We start from the raw sequence: 16084 nt of genomic DNA on the forward strand, positions 1-16084 counted from the left end.
AACGCTGCATACAGCGGCCCCGAAGGGGCGAGGCCTATGGATGGGCCGAGTAATAAAGCCAACACAGATGCGGCTTGAAGGATGACGTGTATTTTTAGACTGGCGGCAGGTCAAACAGTAACACTTCACTGTCGCTGTCGGCATGAATAGAAATTGCCTGTTCATCCCAGATTGCCAGACCGTCGCTGGTGGTCGCTTTGGTGCCGTTAATCGTCACGTTGCCTTTTACCACCTGGATCCAAACGCGGCGTTCCGCGGCAATCTGATGCACCGACTGCTCATCTTTGACCAGTGCCCAACGGTACAGCTCCATATCCTGGTACACTTTCAGTGAACCATCACGGGCATCCGGCGACAGCACCAGTTGTTTACCCTGAGCGGCATCGAAACGACGCTGTTCATAGCGCGGTGTAATACCGTTCTCCTGCGGCATGATCCAGATCTGATACAGATGCAGCTTCTCAGTATTGCTCGGGTTGTACTCCGAGTGACGGATCCCCGTCCCGGCGCTCATAATCTGAAACTCACCGGCCGGAACCTGCTCTTTGTTGCCCATGCTGTCCTGATGCTCTACCGCGCCTTCCAGCACGTAGGTCAGGATTTCCATGTCTTTATGGGGATGAGTACCAAATCCCTGACCTGCATCGATCACGTCATCGTTAATCACGCGCAGTGCCGAGAACCCCATAAAGTTCGGGTCATAGTAGTTGGCAAAAGAGAAGGTATGCCAGGAATCAAGCCAGCCATGATTAGCGTGGCCACGGTCGTTAGCTTTGCGTAAGTAGATCATTGTGTTCACCCCCAGATGTTTTCGATGGAGTAAGTGTGGACTCAATCCGTCTGGGATCATAGAGGGTGAAAATTGACTCCTCTGTTCAAAAAATATGAACAAGCCCAGAGGAGTCTGTGCAGGCTATTTGGCGAGGGTTATCGTGGCAGGCGTTGCCTGTTCAAAGGCGCGTTCGAGGATCTCCAGGTTGGTAAGAACTTCAGATTCCTTGACGTAATTAGGCGTACCGGTGGTCAGCGTCTGGTACAGCGCGTCATACACGCGACCGTAATCCCCCACTTCCGGCTTTACCTCTTCTTTTACCGTGATGCCGTCATCGTTGACGTACTCCAGCATCCCAATGGAATCATCAGCAGCGAAACCTGGCTCACCCGGCATGATATTAGCCTTCAGGCTGGTTTCCTGCTGGTCGATGCCGTACTTCACAAACGAGCCTTTGGTGCCATGGACGATAAACTTCGGATAGTCGATTTTCACCAGATGACTGGTTTTAACAATGGCTTTCAGGTCGCCGTAAAACAGCTGCGCTTCAAAAGTATCGTCCGGGTTCGCTTTGTTGCGCAGGCTGCGGATATCGTAGGCCACATGATCGGGACGTCCGAACAGCGAGATAATCTGATCCATGGTGTGTACGCCCAGACCATAAAACGCGCCGTCCTGCGGCAGTCCCGGCTTGGTTTCTGCTTCAGGACGGTAGTAATCGAAATGGCTTTCAACCTCAACAATCTTGCCGAGCTTGCCGCTCTCAATGGCTTTTTTCGCGGTGAGGAAGCAGGAGTCAAAACGGCGATTCTGATACGGCGTAACGGTCAGTCCTTTGCTTCGCGCCAGTTCGAACAGCTCTTTTGCTTGCGCAAGCGTCGGCGTGAAGGGTTTCTCAACCAGCACATTTTTACCCGCTTCCAGCGCGCGTTTAGCATATTCAAAATGGCTGTCAGCATGGGTACAGACGATCACCAGTTTCACCTGCGGATCGTTTAAGATCTCGTCGAGGTCGCTGGTGAAGTGAATATGCGAATACTGCGGCGCCTGCTCTTCCGGCCTGGCGTTGCGGCGGAAAATGTGCGCGACGTGCCAGCTATTTTTGCGGTTGAGGACGTACGGCAAATGGTAGCGGGTGGTGCTTTTACCAAAACCAATAAATGCGCAGTGTAAGGTCATGAGACGATCCTTTTGAAGGTGATTGTCTACACCATAGCGCAAAGCGGCTGGAGACTGAATCCATCCTGTCATCGTGCCGGATGCGGCGTTGCCTTATCCGGCCTACCGCATTATACAGCCAAAAGATCGGGCGTAAGTGGCGTAGGCAGATTATTCACGGCCTGCGCGCAGCAACCGGAGCGTACACAGAGTACGTGAGGATTGCGAGCACAGCCCGGGATTAAGCTGGCAAGCAAACTAGCCCGAAACCCAGCCAAAAAAAAAGCCAGCAAAAGCTGGCTAAAGTAATACTGGAAGCAATGTGAGCAATGTCGTGCTTTCAGGTTCTCCGTAGGGGTTCCCCTGAACGCAGAGCAATAATAATCATTCTCATTCGCACTTGTCTACTTCTTTTTGCAAAAAAATGCAGTTGACGGATTTTTCTTTCTCAGCGAGTGTAAATGCACAATTAACCCTGCAGGAGATAAGGAATGAGTGAGATGGTGATACGCCACGCTGAACCGAAAGATTACGACGCAATTCGTCAGATCCACGCCCAGCCGGAGGTGTACCACAACACGCTACAGGTTCCTCATCCTTCTCTCGAAATGTGGCAAGCGCGGCTAACCGAGCAAGCCGGTGTCAAACAGCTGGTTGCCTGCATTGATGATATCGTCGTGGGGCATCTCTGTATTGAGGTCGCGCAGCGCCCGCGCCGCAGCCACGTGGCCGATTTTGGTATCTGCGTGGATGGCAGGTGGCACAATCGTGGCGTTGCCAGCGCGCTGATTCGTACGATGATCGACATGTGCGACAACTGGCTGCGCGTCGAGCGCATTGAGCTGACGGTATTTGTTGATAATGAGCCTGCTGTAGCAGTCTATAAGAAGTACGGCTTTGAAATCGAAGGCACCGGTAAGAAATACGGCCTGCGCAACGGTGAGTATGTTGATGCCTACTTTATGGCGCGCGTGAAATAAATTTAAGGGCGAGCCTTATCGCCCTGCTTATTGAAAGGACGCAATAGTGAAAAAGTTTCTTCCCCTGGTTTTGCTGGCCTCGCTATCCCCTGCTTTTGCCACTACCGTACAAAATCTCGATTCCGTAGCCAGTGCTATCCAACATCCTGAAGGTAAACAGATTTTTGCTGAGCAAATGGCAGGAGCAACCCCTGCGAAAGGATTTGGTGAGCTTCCTCAGGGCTTATCTGAAAAGCAGTGGATTGCATGGGTTGCACCGAATGAAGATCCTGACAACCTGATCCTGACCGGTGCTAAATCTTGGGGAAAAGACGGTAAATATATTGGCATTGCTTGTTTTGCCGATAATAAGGCTGACGCCGAGCAAGCAAAAAAATACGCGGATTACACCTGCCCGGAAAACTACAGCAACGGGCGCGCCAATAAATTATATCTCGGCGTTTTTTCCTGGCAGAACCAACAGCTAGTGCCGATTGCACGCTCGGAAAAACCGTTAAACCAGCTCTCAGAGTGGAATAAAACCGCTGAAAAAGAGAGCGATGATGAGTCCGTCAGACCGCTGGCTTATTATACAAAGCTGGATCTGGCACCGTACCGGATAGCACCCGATACCCTGGCATTCGGGGTGCGGGGTGGATACTCTGATGCGTATTCCGGCGGCGGCGCATTTTATGAAGTGCTGGAACTCTACACCATCAAAGACAGCAAAATAATCAACGTGTTTTCTGACCTTGTTTATTACTATTCAGACATTGCCGGAGACTGGAATAAAGACGGCACAAGGCAGCACGACATCAGCGAAAGTAAGTACATTCTCAAAATGCGCTCGGCAAAGACGCACGGATTTTATGACTTAGAGCGCGTTAACCTACAGGATAAAAGCAGCCAAATATTCCGCTGGTCCGAATCACTGCAGCGATATGCACCATAACCTACCGGTCAGGCCTACATCCTTCAGAACGCTGTAGGCCAATCTATTTTATATCCCACCGAAAAATTCAAGAACGGAAGCGCCATCCAGTCCTGGCATAGAGTTGTTGATTACAGCCTATCGCCTTCCCCCACCGCCATGTTCCGGCTTAACAACCACCTGAATTATATGGTTATTCAGCTTTCTATCTGAATCGCTATTTTTCGTAACTTTAATAATATTAATATTACATTTTTGTTTTTTTTTGGTTTCTGCCATCACTTTATGGTGACAATCACAACAATATACTTCCCCTGGGACTAACTTAACCACGGTGAGGTAAAAAATGAAATTTGAACGCCATCATAGAATATTGAAAGAAATCAGTATTTCGGGAGTTGTAAAAGTTTCAAATCTGGCGAAAAGTCTCAAGGTAACAAAGGAAACTATTCGCTCAGATCTCAATGAACTTGCCGGGCAGGGATATCTCACTCGCTGTCATGGTGGTGCATTTATTACCCTTGACTCTCTTGATAACGTAGCAAAAAACGAAATTGCTTATGTGCTGGAAAAATATGAATCAGCGCAGAAAATAAAAAAAGGTCTCTCTGCCATGAAGAATAATGTATGTGTTATTGGCTCGTTCAATGTTGATATTATCAGTTACCTACCGAGGCTACCCTCGACAGGCGAATCATTACTTGCCGATAAATTTATTTTTTCGCCCGGAGGTAAAGGATGCAATCAGGCATTAGCGGCAAGCTATGCCGATTCTGATGTGCATTTTATTACTAAAGTAGGATCAGACCATTTCAGTGATTACGCCATTAATTTTATAAACTCATCAAAGATCCATAACAGCGTTATCTATCAGACCAAAGAAACACAAACAGGTACAGCGACTATTATGGTGAATGGAGATACCGGGGATAACGTCATCGCTATCTATCCAGGTGCTAACATGACAATTTCACCTGATGAAATAACCATACAAAAAGAAGCCATCGTTCATTCAGATATTGTTCTCGTACAACTGGAGACAAATTACGAGGCACTTCAACAAACCATTCGTCTCGCACAGAAAAATGATATCCCGGTCATTATCAATCCAGCGCCATATAATGAAATGGTTAATACCATCATTGATGATATCGATTATATTACGCCAAATGAAACTGAAGCTGGTCTGCTGGCAAACATGTCCGTCAACGATATTGAATCAGCCAAATGTGCAGCGAAGATTATTCATCAGAAAGGCGTCAAAAATACCATTATCACATTGGGTAGCAAAGGTTCTCTCGCTTATGACGGAACGCAATTCATCTATTCTCCGGCATTTCCGGCTGTTGTAAAAAATACTGCTGGCGCTGGCGATGCCTTCAATGGCGCACTCGCGTCTGGCCTTGCTAAAGGAAAATCACTGGCATCTGCATTGTGCTACGCCAGCGCATTCGCCTCGCTTGCTGTTGAAACACCGAATGCCTCTGACATGCCAGAAAACGAATCCGTTCTTCATCGCATTCAGGGCTCACATTACAAACAAACTATCTCTACTCACTAAATCAAGGAGCAGACTATGAACAATACGCAGAAAAAACTAAAGGTGCTCTTTATTGGAGAATCCTGGCATATTCACATGATTCATTCAAAAGGCTATGACAGTTTTACCTCCAGTAAATATGAAGAAGGTGCTACATGGTTGCTTGAATGCTTAAAGAAAGGTGGTGTAGAAATTGATTATATGCCGGCTCACACCGTGCAAATTGCATTTCCAGAAAGCATTGATGAACTAAACCGTTATGATGTCATTGTCATTAGCGATATCGGAAGCAATACGTTCCTGTTGCAAAACGAGACGTTCTATCAGCTAAAAATAAAGCCAAATGCTCTGGAATCAATTAAAGAGTATGTCAGAAATGGTGGTGGTCTGCTCATGATTGGCGGTTATCTGTCATTTATGGGCATTGAGGCCAAAGCTAATTACAAGAACACCATTCTTGCCGAGGTTTTGCCAGTTATTATGCTTGACGGCGATGACCGGGTAGAAAAACCAGAGGGTATCTACGCTGAGGCTATCTCCCCGGAACATCCTGTCGTTAACGGATTCTCAGACTACCCGGTATTTCTTGGATATAACCAGGTTGTCGCCAGAGAAGATGCCGATGTCGTTTTAACAATAAATAATGACCCGCTGTTAGTGTTCGGTGAATACCAACAGGGTAAAACCGCCTGCTTCATGAGCGACTGTTCGCCACACTGGGGAACACAGCAATTTATGTCCTGGCCGTTTTATACCGACCTGTGGGTTAACACGCTTCAATTCATCGCCAGAAAATAAAAAACAATGGAGTAACGAAAGTTACTCCTTTTATAAAATACAAGGATTGATGTATGAACAAAAATAAGTACTCAACTCCCTTACTGATGCTTGCAACCATCTTAGCCGGTATGCTCTCCCCGATGCAGTCTGCCGTTAATGGGCAGTTAGGACACTGGTTACAAGACGGTAATGCTTGCGCAGTAATCTCGTTTGCCAGCGGTCTGGTCGTCATGTTTTTTATTATTGTTGCGCGCAAAGAAACACGCCAGCAATTCGCCTCGATCCCTACGCTGATTAAAAAGAGAAAAATCCCGCTATGGAATTGGTTTGCAGGATTATGCGGTGCGATGGTCGTATTTTCTGAAGGCGCATCTGCCAGCGCGTTGGGCGTGGCCACCTTTCAAACTGCATTAATTTCCGCCCTGCTCCTTTCCGGCCTGCTGTGCGACCGATTTGGCGTCGGTGTCGATGAGAAGAAATATTTTACGCCATGGCGCGTTGCTGGCGCATTGTTCGCGGTTATTGCCACGATTTTTGTCGTGTCGCCACAATGGCATTCAACCTCCTTTATCCTGCTCGCTATCCTTCCATTTTTGGCAGGATTACTCGCTGGCTGGCAGCCTGCTGGAAATGCCAAAGTTGCCGAGGCCACGGGCTCTATGCTGGTTTCCATTACCTGGAACTTCATTGTCGGCTTTTGTGTGCTGGGCGCTGCACTGGCAATACGTGTCGCATTAGGCCATGTCACCGTCCAGTTACCCGATACGTGGTGGATGTATCTCGGTGGCCCGCTGGGTCTGCTGTCCATCGGGCTGATGGCGATTCTGGTCAGAGGCTTAGGTCTGCTAATGCTGGGTGTAGCATCTACCGCAGGCCAGTTGCTTGGGTCGGTATTGATTGATGAATTGATCCCATCCTTAGGCAATACGGTCTATCTGGTCACCATCATCGGCACGTTGTTCGCGTTAGTGGGCGCAATTGTTACCACCATTCCTGAATACAGAGCATCCAAAATGGCGCAAAAAATGGAGGTGTCAGGATGAAAGGTTTCCTGCAAACCGTGACAGGCCCAGTGGCGCACACTGATATGGGGCTAACGCTCCCGCATGAGCATCTGTTTAACGATCTGTCATCCGTTGTTGATGAACCACATTATGCTTTTTCACAGCAACTGGTAGGAAAAAAAGTCAGTGCTGACCTACAGTGGGGACTGAAACACGACCCATACTGCTGCGCCGATAACATGGACAGAAAAGAGATTGATGATGTCATCTTTGAAATCAATAATTTTATGTCACTAGGAGGCAGGACGATTGTCGACGCGACGGGTTCTGAGTCTATCGGTCGGGACGCTTCATCGTTACGGGAAGTGGCAATAAAAACCGGTTTGAATATCGTTGCTTCATCAGGACCTTATCTGGAGAAGTTTGAAAGCACCAGGATCCATAAACCTGTCGATTCATTAGCCGCACTGATTGATAAGGAACTGAATCAAGGGATTGGCGAGACAGATATTCGCGCCGGTATGATCGGTGAAATTGGCGTGTCACCCGCATTTACCCAAGCGGAGCGTAACAGTCTGCGGGCAGCGTCTCTGGCACAACGTAATAATCCCCATACGGCGATGAATATCCATATGCCAGGGTGGCTGCGACTGGGTGATGAGGTGCTGGATATTGTCCTTGAAGAGATGAACGTCTCTCCGGCAAAAGTTTCGCTGGCACACTCGGACCCGTCAGGAAAAGATGTTGCCTATCAACGTAAAATGCTCGACCGCGGCGTATGGCTTGAATTTGACATGATTGGCCTGGACATCACTTTCCCTAAAGAAGGTATCGCCCCAGGCGTTCAGGAGACCGCAGATGCGGTAGCTCATCTGATTGAACTGGGTTACGCCGATCAGATAGTTTTAAGCCATGATGTTTTTCTCAAACAGATGTGGGCAAAAAATGGGGGGAACGGTTGGGGGTTTGTCCCGAATGTTTTCCTCGCCTATCTGGCTGCCCGTGGAGTAGACAACGATACTCTTCGCAAGCTCTGTATTGATAATCCAGCGCGGTTACTCACGGCATAGCCAACAAAACGCCCGGTGCCTGACACCGGGCTATTAATCAAAAATCAGTACCCCGCCGTTAAATCATCCACGGAACGCGGGTCAGAAGCACCATACAGTGCGCCATCCGGTCCAACCATAATGCTCTGCGTGCTGCCCATCGCCTCTTTCAGCGCTACTTTCTGTCCTTTTTGCTCCAGCAGCTTGATTGTATCCGGGCTGAAGCCCTTCTCGATGCGCAGTTCATCCGGCAACCATTGATGATGGAAGCGCGGTGCGTTGGTCGCTTCGGCGACGTTCATCCCAAAATCAATGCTGTTGACCACCATTTGCAGTACGGTAGTGATGATTCGGCTTCCACCTGGGCTGCCGGTAACCAGCCAGGTTTTCCCGTCTTTTACCACGATAGTCGGCGACATCGACGACAGCGGACGCTTCTTCGGTCCAACCGCGTTGGCATCACCGCCCACCAGTCCATAAACGTTCGGCACGCCTGGCTTAGCGGAGAAATCATCCATTTCGTTATTCAGCAGAATACCGGTGTTACCCGCCACGATGCCGGTCCCGAAGGTGGTATTCAGGGTATACGTTACCGCCACGGCATTGCCGTCTTTATCCACTACCGAGAAGTGCGTAGTCTGGTTGCTTTCATACGGGGCGAGCTTGCCAGGTTTGATCTGGCTGGAGGGCTTAGCCTTGTTGATATCAATCTGATCGGCAAGCGTTTTAGCATAGGCTTTGTTGGTCAGCGCTTGCCACGGCACTTTCACAAAATCCGGGTCGCCCAGATATTCTGAACGGTCGGCGTAAGCATATTTCTCCGCTTCAGCCATAACCTGCATAGCATCGGCGCTGCCAAATCCGTACTTCTTCATATCGAAGTTTTCGAGAATATTGAGGATCTGCACGATGTGAATACCGCCAGAGGACGGCGGCGGCATGGAGAAGACCTGATACCCGCGATAGTCACCGCTGATCGGCGTGCGCTCCACGGCTTTATAGCTGGCTAAATCCTCTTTGGTCATCAGCCCGCCGTTCTTCTGCATTTCCCCGGCTATCTGATCGGCAATCGCCCCTTTATAAAACGCATCCGGACCATTCTCGGCAATCATTTCCAGGCTTTTCGCCAGATTCTTTTGCACCAGCTTGTAGCCCTTTTTCAGCGGCTCGCCGTCCTTCCAGAAAATGGCTTTGCTGTTCTCGTGATTAGGGAGCACTTCGCTGCCATAGGTTTTCAGATCGTCGGCCAGCGCGTCATTAACCACAAAGCCCTCTTCCGCCAGCTTCATCGCCGGGCGCACCACTTTGTTCAGCGGCATCGTGCCGTATTTCTCCAGCGCCAGCGAGAAACCCGCCACTGTACCCGGCGTACCGGATGCCAGATGCGACGTCAGCGACTTTTTCGCATCGGCGTTGCCCTGCTCATCGAGGAACATGTCACGGGTCGCGCCAGCAGGCGCCATTTCACGAAAATCGATCGCGGTGGTGTTACCGTCTTTGGTACGCAGCAGCATAAAACCACCGCCGCCCAGATTGCCCGCCTGGGGATGCGTCACCGCCAGCGCATAGCCAACGGCCACGGCGGCATCAACAGCATTCCCGCCCTGTTTAAGAATGTCCACACCAACCTGGGTAGCTAAAGCATCCACAGAGGCCACCATCCCTTGCTTAGCACGTACGGGATGGAACACATCTTCCTCGACTCCGTAAGATACCGGCGGTGGCGCAGCCGGCGCGGCAGCAACGCTAAAACAACTTCCTGAGAGCAGAGCAGCAATGGCTACCCGGCGTAAAAACGTCGGTTTTATCATCGTTATTCTCCAGATGTATGGGGGTCTGCCCCCACTAAGCCTGGTGCATAACTCTGAAATAATCATCGTAACGGCGAGAAAGGAGTAAACTTAAGAGATCCCCGAGAGGAGAAAAGCGATGAAACGACTCTTACTTTTAGCCATGCTGTTGCCGTTTGCAGGCTTTACACAGCCCATCAACACCATGAATAACCCGAACCAACCCGGTTATCAGATCCCGAGTCAGCAGCGTATGCAAACCCAAATGCAAACGCAGCAAATTCAGCAGAAAGGGATGCTCAACCAACAGTTGCAAACGCAGACGCGTATGCAGCAACAGCATCTGGAAAACCAAATTAACACCAACTCCCAGCGGGTCCTTCAGTCTCAGCCAGGCGAGTTGAATCCCAGCCAGCAGCAAATGCTGCCCAACAGCAACGGTGGGATGTTGAGTGGAACCCGTAACCCGGACAGCTCTCTGAATAAGCAACATATGCTGTCAGAGAAAAAGAACGGCGACATGCTGAAGCCCTCCAGCACGCCGCAGCCTAACGTTCCGTTAAAAACGATTGGGCCTTAAAAAGGTTGGAAATCCGGACCAATCGTATCAATGGCATCGGTACAGATGCAGTCCACGCCCCAGCGCAGCAGTTCCGCCGCGCGCTGGGGTCGGTTGACGGTATATACCAGAATACGTAGCCCCGCATCGCGCAGCGCATCCACACGCGCTTTATCCAGCAGTTTGTGATTAAGATGAATAGAGACGCAGCCAAGCCGCGTGGTCAGCTCGCGCCAGTCCTCGCGCCATTCATCAAGCAGCAAGCCTCTCGGCAGTTCAGGTACCGCCAGCTGCGCCGCTTCAAGTGCATCAATTTCAAAGGATGACAATAGTGGCGGCGTCATTCCCGCCCACAGCTCCCGCGCGGCCAGCGCCACGACTTTGCCAGTTAACGTTCCGGTGCCGGTTGTGGGTTTAATTTCAATATTCGCCATCATACCGTGCTGACGGCAGCGCTCGGCCACTTGCGAGAGCAGCGGCAGCGGTTCACCTTTAAACTCACCGCTAAACCAGCCGCCGGCGTCCACGCGCAATAAATCCTGCCAGTTCAGCTCGCCTGCCACGCCCCAGCCGTTGCTGGTTCGCTCCAGGTTGTCATCATGCAGTAAGAAGATCTCACCGTCTTTCGACAATTTAGCGTCAAACTCGATCATGGTATGCCCGTATCGCGCCCCCACGTCGATCGCCGCCAGGGTGTTTTCCGGGGCCAGCTTACCGCCGCCACGATGGGCGACAATATGGGGGTAAGGCCAGTTACTCATACGCGTTGTCCTGTTTCGCCATCAAAAAGATGCAGATGATTTTCCGGCAGATGCAGCCACAGCGTGCTGCCTGCCGTTGGGCGATGCTGATGCGCCAGTCGCACCACCAGCTTTTGCTCGCCCCAGCGTCCGTGTGCCAGGTTATCTGCGCCCAGCATTTCCAGTGTATCAACAACCAACGGCACGCCGCCTTCGGCCTGCGAGCTTAGCGCAATATGCTCTGGGCGGATACCCAACGTCATTTTACGCCCAATAGACTCTCTCGCGCTTCTGCCGATGGGTAACGTCATGCCGCCCTCCAGTTCAAAATGGGTGCCCGAGGTACTGATGCACCCGTCCAGCAGGTTCATCGCCGGGCTGCCGATAAAACTCGCCACAAAGCGGCTGGCAGGCTTTTCATACACCTCAACCGGTGTACCTATCTGCTCGGCAATGCCTTTGTTCATCACCATCACCCGTTGGGCGAGGGTCATCGCTTCAACCTGGTCGTGCGTCACATATAGCGAAGTGGTTTTCAGGCGGCGATGCAGATGTTGTAACTCCAGACGCATCTGCACGCGCAGCTTGGCATCGAGGTTAGAAAGCGGCTCATCGAACAGGAATACCGCTGGGTCACGCACAATCGCTCGCCCCATCGCTACGCGCTGGCGCTGACCGCCAGAAAGTTCGCGCGGACGACGTTTGAGCAGCTCACCCAGCTCGAGAATACGCGCCGCCTCATTTACCCGTTCAGCAATGTGCTCCTTGCCCATCCCGCGGATTTTCAGCCCCCAGGCCATGTTTTCTTCCACGCTCATATGCGGGTAGAGCGCGTAGTTTTGAAAGACCATCGCAATGCCGCGATCCTTCGGCTCCATCTCGGTGACGCGTTTATTATCAATCCAGATATCGCCACCGCTCACCCCTTCCAGCCCGGCCACCATCCGCAACAGCGTAGACTTTCCGCAGCCGGATGGGCCAACCATCACGATAAATTCCCCGTCCGCGACGTCCAGCGTCAGCGGTTTAATTACCTGGGTTTTGCCGTCCCAGCTTTTGGTTACTGCCTGTAGTTTTAAACCAGCCATTTTTATTTCTCACTATCGACCAGACCGCGTACGAAGGCGCGCTGCATGGCTAACACGATGATTACCGGAGGGATGAGCGTCAGTAGCATGGCAGCCATTACCTGGTTCCACTGCGTGGTGCCTTCACCGGTGGCGATCATGCCTTTGATACCCGCCACCGCAGTGCCCAAATTGACGTCGGTAATAATTAACAACGGCCACAAATACTGGTTCCAGCCGTAGATAAAGGTGATAACGAACAGCGCCGCCAGATTGGTTTTTGACAGTGGTAGTACGATATCGCGGAAAAAACGCATCGGTGACGCACCGTCAATTCGCGCGGCCTCAACCAGCTCATCCGGCAGGGTCATAAAGAACTGTCGGAACAGGAAGGTCGCAGTAGCCGATGCCATCAACGGCAGCGTCAGACCCGCATAGCTGTCGAGCATTTTCAGGTTGGCGATAACCTCCACGGTGGGGAAGATTCGCACCTCAACCGGCAGCATCAGGGTGATAAAAATCATCCAGAAGAACAGGTTGCGCAGCGGAAAACGGAACCAGACGATGGCGAATGCGGAGAGCATGGAGACGGTGATTTTCCCTACCGTAATACTGAACGCCATGATGAAGCTGTTAAGCATCATCAACCAGAACGGCGCGCTGTTGACGCCCACACCGTTGACCCAGATGTATTTCATGTTCTCCAGCAACTGCGTGCCGGGAACCAGCGTCATCGGCGTTTCAAACACCGCTTTGTTGTCCAGCGTCGCCGCGACAAACGCGACGTACAGCGGAAACAGGATCACCATGATCCCCATAATCAACATGGCATGGCTGAATATTGTCAGCCCACGACGGTTCTCAATCATTGGTAACGCACCTTACTTTCCACATAGCGGAACTGCACCACCGTCAAAATAATGACCAGGAACATCAGCACCACCGATTGTGCGGCGGAAGAAGCCAGATCCAACCCGACAAACCCTTCACGGTAGATCTTATAAATCAGCGTGGTCGTCGCCTGCACCGGCCCACCCGCCGTGGCGGCATCAATAACCGGGAAGGTATCAAAGAAGGCATAAACCAGATTCACCACCAGCAGAAAGAAGCTGACCGGGGCTATCAACGGCAGCGCCAGCTTAAAGAAGCGGCGAACCGGCCCTGCGCCATCAATCGCAGCAGCTTCGATCAGCGATCGCGGGATAGACTGCAGTGCGGCAAAGAAGAACAGGAAGTTGTAACTAATCTGCTTCCAGACCGACGCGAACACCACCAGAAACATTGCCTGACCGCTGTTTTGCGCATGGTTCCAGTCATAGCCAAACTCACCGAGAAAATGGGTAATCAGCCCGCGTCCTGGGTTAAACAGGAAGATCCACAATACGGCGGCGACGGCAGGCGCGACGGCATAGGGCAACAGCATCAGCGTCTGGTAAAAACGGCTGCCGCGCACCACGTAATTCACCAGCGCCGCAAAAAATAACGACACCAGCAGACCGCTTACCGTGACTAACGTACTGAACTTAATGGTGGTCCAAAATGAGTCGAGGTAGTACGGGTCATGAAACAGCGCGACAAAGTTTTCCAGTCCGACAAACTGGCTGGAAAGACCAAACGGATCAACGGATTGTAGCGAGTACCACAGCGCTTCACCGGCGGGCCAGATAAAGAAAATAACGGTGATAACCAGCTGCGGAGCCACCAACAAATAGGGAAGCCAACGCGAGCGGAATACCGGACGGGATGAAGACATGTAGGTTCTTTTCCTGGAAGGTGCCGGATGGCGGTGCAAGCACCTTATCCGGCCTACAAACTACGAACTTGTAGGCCTGATAAGCGCAGCGCCATCAGGCACTTATACACTTAAGACTTGGTCGATTGCTCAAAGCGGCGCAGTAACTGATTGCCACGCTCAACGGCGGCATCCAGTGCCTGCTGCGGGGTTTTCTTCCCGGTCCAGACGCTTTCCAGCTCTTCATCCACAATAGTGCGGATCTGCGGCATATTGCCCAGACGCAGCCCTTTGGTGAACGGCAACGGCGGCTTGTTCAGCATCTGGCGGGTGGCGATATCAGCCCCAGGGTTCTTCTCATAGAAGCCCTGCTCACGGGTCAGGTCGTAGGCAGCGGTGGTGATCGGCAGATAGCCGGTCTTCTGGTGCCATTCGGCAGCAATTTCAGGCTTCGCCAGGAAGTTGAGGAACTGCGCCACGCCTTCGTAGGTTGCTTTGTCTTTACCCTGCATCACCCACAGGCTGGCCCCACCGATAATCGCATTCTGCGGCGCGCCCTTCACATCAGCATCGTACGGCATCATCCCGACGCCATAGTTGAATTTAGCGTAGTGACGGATGTCAGCCAGAGAACCGGAAGAGGCGGTGGTAATGGCACAATCCCCGTTGTAGAACTTCTCGGTGGATTCGTCCTTACGCCCGAAGTAGCTGAAATCACCTTTTTTGTTCAGCTCTTCCAGCAGAGCGATGTGTTTCACCTGTTCCGGTTTATTGAACTCCAGCACCGCGTCGGTACCGTCAAAGCCATTGTTTTTGGTTGCTACCGGCAGACCGTTCCAGGCGCTGAAGTTTTCAATCTGAATCCATCCCTGCCAGCCGCTGGCGTAACCGCACTTCATACCTGCGGCTTTCAGCTTCGCGGTATATTCCGCCAGATCCTGCCAGGTTTTCGGCGGCTGCTCCGGGTCTAAACCGGCTTTTTTGAAGGCATCTTTGTTGTAGTACAGCACCGGAGTGGAGCTGTTAAACGGCTGGGAGAGCAAGTGTCCGCTTTTAGAGTCGGTGTAGTAACCGGAAACGGTCGGTACGAACTGAGACTCATCGAAGTTAATGCCAGCCTCTTTGAATACTTCATAGACCGGTTTAATGGCTTTTGAGGCCATCATGGTTGCCGTACCCACTTCATAAACCTGCAGCAGCGCAGGCGCGTTTCCGGTACGGAAAGCGGCAATTCCTGCACTCAGGCTCTGCTCGTAGTTGCCTTTGTACTGCGGAACAATTTTGTAGTCGGGATTGGCTGCATTAAAACGTTGCGCCAGTGAATCAACTTCTTTACCCAGTTCGCCTTCCATTGAGTGCCAGAACGGGATAGTGGTGACCGCCAGTGCCTGACCTGCAAATGCCAGGCTAAGTGCCAGTCCTAAAGCTGTATGTCGTAACGATATCATCGGTTATCTCTCTTGTTGTGCCGGATGCGCGATATCACGCGTTTTATGCTCGCGGGGGTAACATGACATGCTCGAATGACAGAAAAATAACTTTTTTATTACAAAAAAAAGATAGTAAGGCGACAAACAGATGGCAAGGCGGTGAAAGCGTAGTGACAGGAAAATGCGGGGTGGTGCACAACAAAGCCGGATATCGCTATACCTTCTCCGGCCTGGATGGCGTTATCTGCTGCTCCAGCAAGGAAGATTAATCTCTGCGCCAGCGTCGCTCATATTCATTCTGTAAACGCTGCTGCTCTCGCCGCTCACGTTCACGTTGGATATCCGATTTATCATCATCCCAGCCTGGGCATACCGAGCTGGTAAACACTTCGCAGGGCGAATCCGATTGCGCTAACGGGTTGTCCGGTTTCTCTTCCCAGATAGCGGGATCGCGCGGGTCAAACGCTGGCGGTGTTGAGGCCTGGGTGGTTAGTGAAAGCGTCAAAAACAAACTGCCAATCATCATGCAGGTACCTGAACGAATCATCCTTTCTCCATGTTCATTTTTATTAT

The 16084-nt window shown here is 51.3% G+C and carries 16 protein-coding genes; 7 read left to right on the top strand and 9 right to left on the bottom strand.

Going from position 1 to position 16084, the window contains the following annotated elements; genetic code table 11:
• Positions 1-94 precede the first annotated feature (94 nt).
• Both yhhW and FDW94_RS22205 read right to left on the bottom strand, forming a co-directional pair.
• Positions 95-790, bottom strand: a complete 696-nt coding sequence (gene yhhW / locus FDW94_RS22200; RefSeq protein WP_003023472.1) for a quercetin 2,3-dioxygenase — start codon at positions 788-790, stop codon at positions 95-97.
• 123 nt (positions 791-913) lie between these two features.
• Complete coding sequence (locus FDW94_RS22205; RefSeq protein WP_071446689.1) at positions 914-1951, bottom strand: oxidoreductase; 1038 nt, start codon at positions 1949-1951, stop codon at positions 914-916.
• Between the two features lie 470 nt (positions 1952-2421).
• Here FDW94_RS22205 and yhhY point away from each other — a divergent pair, with 470 nt between their 5' ends.
• The 6 genes from yhhY to FDW94_RS22235 all read left to right on the top strand — a co-directional run bounded on the left by yhhY (position 2422) and on the right by FDW94_RS22235 (position 8214).
• Positions 2422-2910, top strand: a complete 489-nt coding sequence (gene yhhY / locus FDW94_RS22210) for an N-acetyltransferase (protein WP_137378269.1) — start codon at positions 2422-2424, stop codon at positions 2908-2910.
• A gap of 46 nt (positions 2911-2956) precedes the next feature.
• Complete coding sequence (locus FDW94_RS22215) at positions 2957-3841, top strand: hypothetical protein (RefSeq protein WP_137378270.1); 885 nt, start codon at positions 2957-2959, stop codon at positions 3839-3841.
• Between the two features lie 325 nt (positions 3842-4166).
• Positions 4167-5381, top strand: a complete 1215-nt coding sequence (locus FDW94_RS22220; protein ID WP_079934300.1) for a PfkB family carbohydrate kinase — start codon at positions 4167-4169, stop codon at positions 5379-5381.
• A 15-nt stretch (positions 5382-5396) separates the two neighbouring features.
• Complete coding sequence (locus FDW94_RS22225; RefSeq protein ID WP_079934301.1) at positions 5397-6158, top strand: glutamine amidotransferase; 762 nt, start codon at positions 5397-5399, stop codon at positions 6156-6158.
• A 53-nt stretch (positions 6159-6211) separates the two neighbouring features.
• Positions 6212-7183, top strand: coding sequence for a DMT family transporter (locus FDW94_RS22230; RefSeq protein WP_111464607.1), 972 nt, complete (start codon positions 6212-6214; stop codon positions 7181-7183).
• On the top strand, positions 7180-8214 hold the full coding sequence (locus FDW94_RS22235; RefSeq protein WP_003827595.1) for a phosphotriesterase: 1035 nt from the start codon (positions 7180-7182) through the stop codon (positions 8212-8214). The genes FDW94_RS22230 and FDW94_RS22235 overlap by 4 nt, the downstream gene beginning before the upstream one ends.
• 44 nt (positions 8215-8258) lie before the next feature.
• Here FDW94_RS22235 and ggt read toward each other — a convergent pair whose 3' ends face one another.
• Entirely contained in the window at positions 8259-10004 is a 1746-nt protein-coding gene (ggt, locus tag FDW94_RS22240; protein ID WP_170974262.1) for a gamma-glutamyltransferase, read from the bottom strand.
• A 118-nt stretch (positions 10005-10122) separates the two neighbouring features.
• Here ggt and FDW94_RS22245 point away from each other — a divergent pair, with 118 nt between their 5' ends.
• On the top strand, positions 10123-10563 hold the full coding sequence (locus FDW94_RS22245; protein ID WP_057067170.1) for a DUF2756 family protein: 441 nt from the start codon (positions 10123-10125) through the stop codon (positions 10561-10563).
• Here the strand turns inward: FDW94_RS22245 and ugpQ are convergent.
• The 6 genes from ugpQ to FDW94_RS22275 all read right to left on the bottom strand — a co-directional run bounded on the left by ugpQ (position 10560) and on the right by FDW94_RS22275 (position 16058).
• On the bottom strand, positions 10560-11303 hold the full coding sequence (gene ugpQ, locus FDW94_RS22250) for a glycerophosphodiester phosphodiesterase (RefSeq protein WP_137378271.1): 744 nt from the start codon (positions 11301-11303) through the stop codon (positions 10560-10562). The genes FDW94_RS22245 and ugpQ overlap by 4 nt on opposite strands.
• The gene (locus FDW94_RS22255) at positions 11300-12370 is read right to left on the bottom strand and encodes a sn-glycerol-3-phosphate import ATP-binding protein UgpC (RefSeq protein WP_137378272.1); all 1071 of its coding nucleotides are present in this window, start codon (positions 12368-12370) and stop codon (positions 11300-11302) included. The genes ugpQ and FDW94_RS22255 overlap by 4 nt, the downstream gene beginning before the upstream one ends.
• A 2-nt stretch (positions 12371-12372) precedes the next feature.
• A complete protein-coding gene (gene ugpE, locus FDW94_RS22260; RefSeq protein ID WP_003023450.1) occupies positions 12373-13218 on the bottom strand; it encodes a sn-glycerol-3-phosphate ABC transporter permease UgpE in 846 nt (281 codons plus the stop codon).
• The gene (gene ugpA / locus FDW94_RS22265) at positions 13215-14102 is read right to left on the bottom strand and encodes a sn-glycerol-3-phosphate ABC transporter permease UgpA (protein ID WP_003837841.1); all 888 of its coding nucleotides are present in this window, start codon (positions 14100-14102) and stop codon (positions 13215-13217) included. The genes ugpE and ugpA overlap by 4 nt, the downstream gene beginning before the upstream one ends.
• Positions 14103-14212: 110 nt before the next feature.
• Positions 14213-15529, bottom strand: a complete 1317-nt coding sequence (gene ugpB / locus FDW94_RS22270; protein WP_003827583.1) for a sn-glycerol-3-phosphate ABC transporter substrate-binding protein UgpB — start codon at positions 15527-15529, stop codon at positions 14213-14215.
• Positions 15530-15776: 247 nt separating this feature from the next.
• Positions 15777-16058, bottom strand: coding sequence for a hypothetical protein (locus tag FDW94_RS22275; protein WP_003827582.1), 282 nt, complete (start codon positions 16056-16058; stop codon positions 15777-15779).
• Positions 16059-16084 lie beyond the last annotated feature (26 nt).

This window comes from Citrobacter sp. wls757, from assembly GCF_005280935.1.
Lineage (GTDB): Bacteria > Pseudomonadota > Gammaproteobacteria > Enterobacterales > Enterobacteriaceae > Citrobacter > Citrobacter portucalensis.

Coding starts and splice junctions, on each gene's coding strand:
- yhhW (WP_003023472.1), bottom strand. CDS start 790: ATGATCTACTTACGCAAAGCTAACGACCGTGGCCACGCTAATCATGGC.
- FDW94_RS22205 (WP_071446689.1), bottom strand. CDS start 1,951: ATGACCTTACACTGCGCATTTATTGGTTTTGGTAAAAGCACCACCCGC.
- yhhY (WP_137378269.1), top strand. CDS start 2,422: ATGAGTGAGATGGTGATACGCCACGCTGAACCGAAAGATTACGACGCA.
- FDW94_RS22220 (WP_079934300.1), top strand. CDS start 4,167: ATGAAATTTGAACGCCATCATAGAATATTGAAAGAAATCAGTATTTCG.
- FDW94_RS22225 (WP_079934301.1), top strand. CDS start 5,397: ATGAACAATACGCAGAAAAAACTAAAGGTGCTCTTTATTGGAGAATCC.
- FDW94_RS22230 (WP_111464607.1), top strand. CDS start 6,212: ATGAACAAAAATAAGTACTCAACTCCCTTACTGATGCTTGCAACCATC.
- FDW94_RS22235 (WP_003827595.1), top strand. CDS start 7,180: ATGAAAGGTTTCCTGCAAACCGTGACAGGCCCAGTGGCGCACACTGAT.
- ggt (WP_170974262.1), bottom strand. CDS start 10,004: ATGATAAAACCGACGTTTTTACGCCGGGTAGCCATTGCTGCTCTGCTC.
- FDW94_RS22245 (WP_057067170.1), top strand. CDS start 10,123: ATGAAACGACTCTTACTTTTAGCCATGCTGTTGCCGTTTGCAGGCTTT.
- ugpQ (WP_137378271.1), bottom strand. CDS start 11,303: ATGAGTAACTGGCCTTACCCCCATATTGTCGCCCATCGTGGCGGCGGT.
- FDW94_RS22255 (WP_137378272.1), bottom strand. CDS start 12,370: ATGGCTGGTTTAAAACTACAGGCAGTAACCAAAAGCTGGGACGGCAAA.
- ugpE (WP_003023450.1), bottom strand. CDS start 13,218: ATGATTGAGAACCGTCGTGGGCTGACAATATTCAGCCATGCCATGTTG.
- ugpA (WP_003837841.1), bottom strand. CDS start 14,102: ATGTCTTCATCCCGTCCGGTATTCCGCTCGCGTTGGCTTCCCTATTTG.
- ugpB (WP_003827583.1), bottom strand. CDS start 15,529: ATGATATCGTTACGACATACAGCTTTAGGACTGGCACTTAGCCTGGCA.
- FDW94_RS22275 (WP_003827582.1), bottom strand. CDS start 16,058: ATGATTCGTTCAGGTACCTGCATGATGATTGGCAGTTTGTTTTTGACG.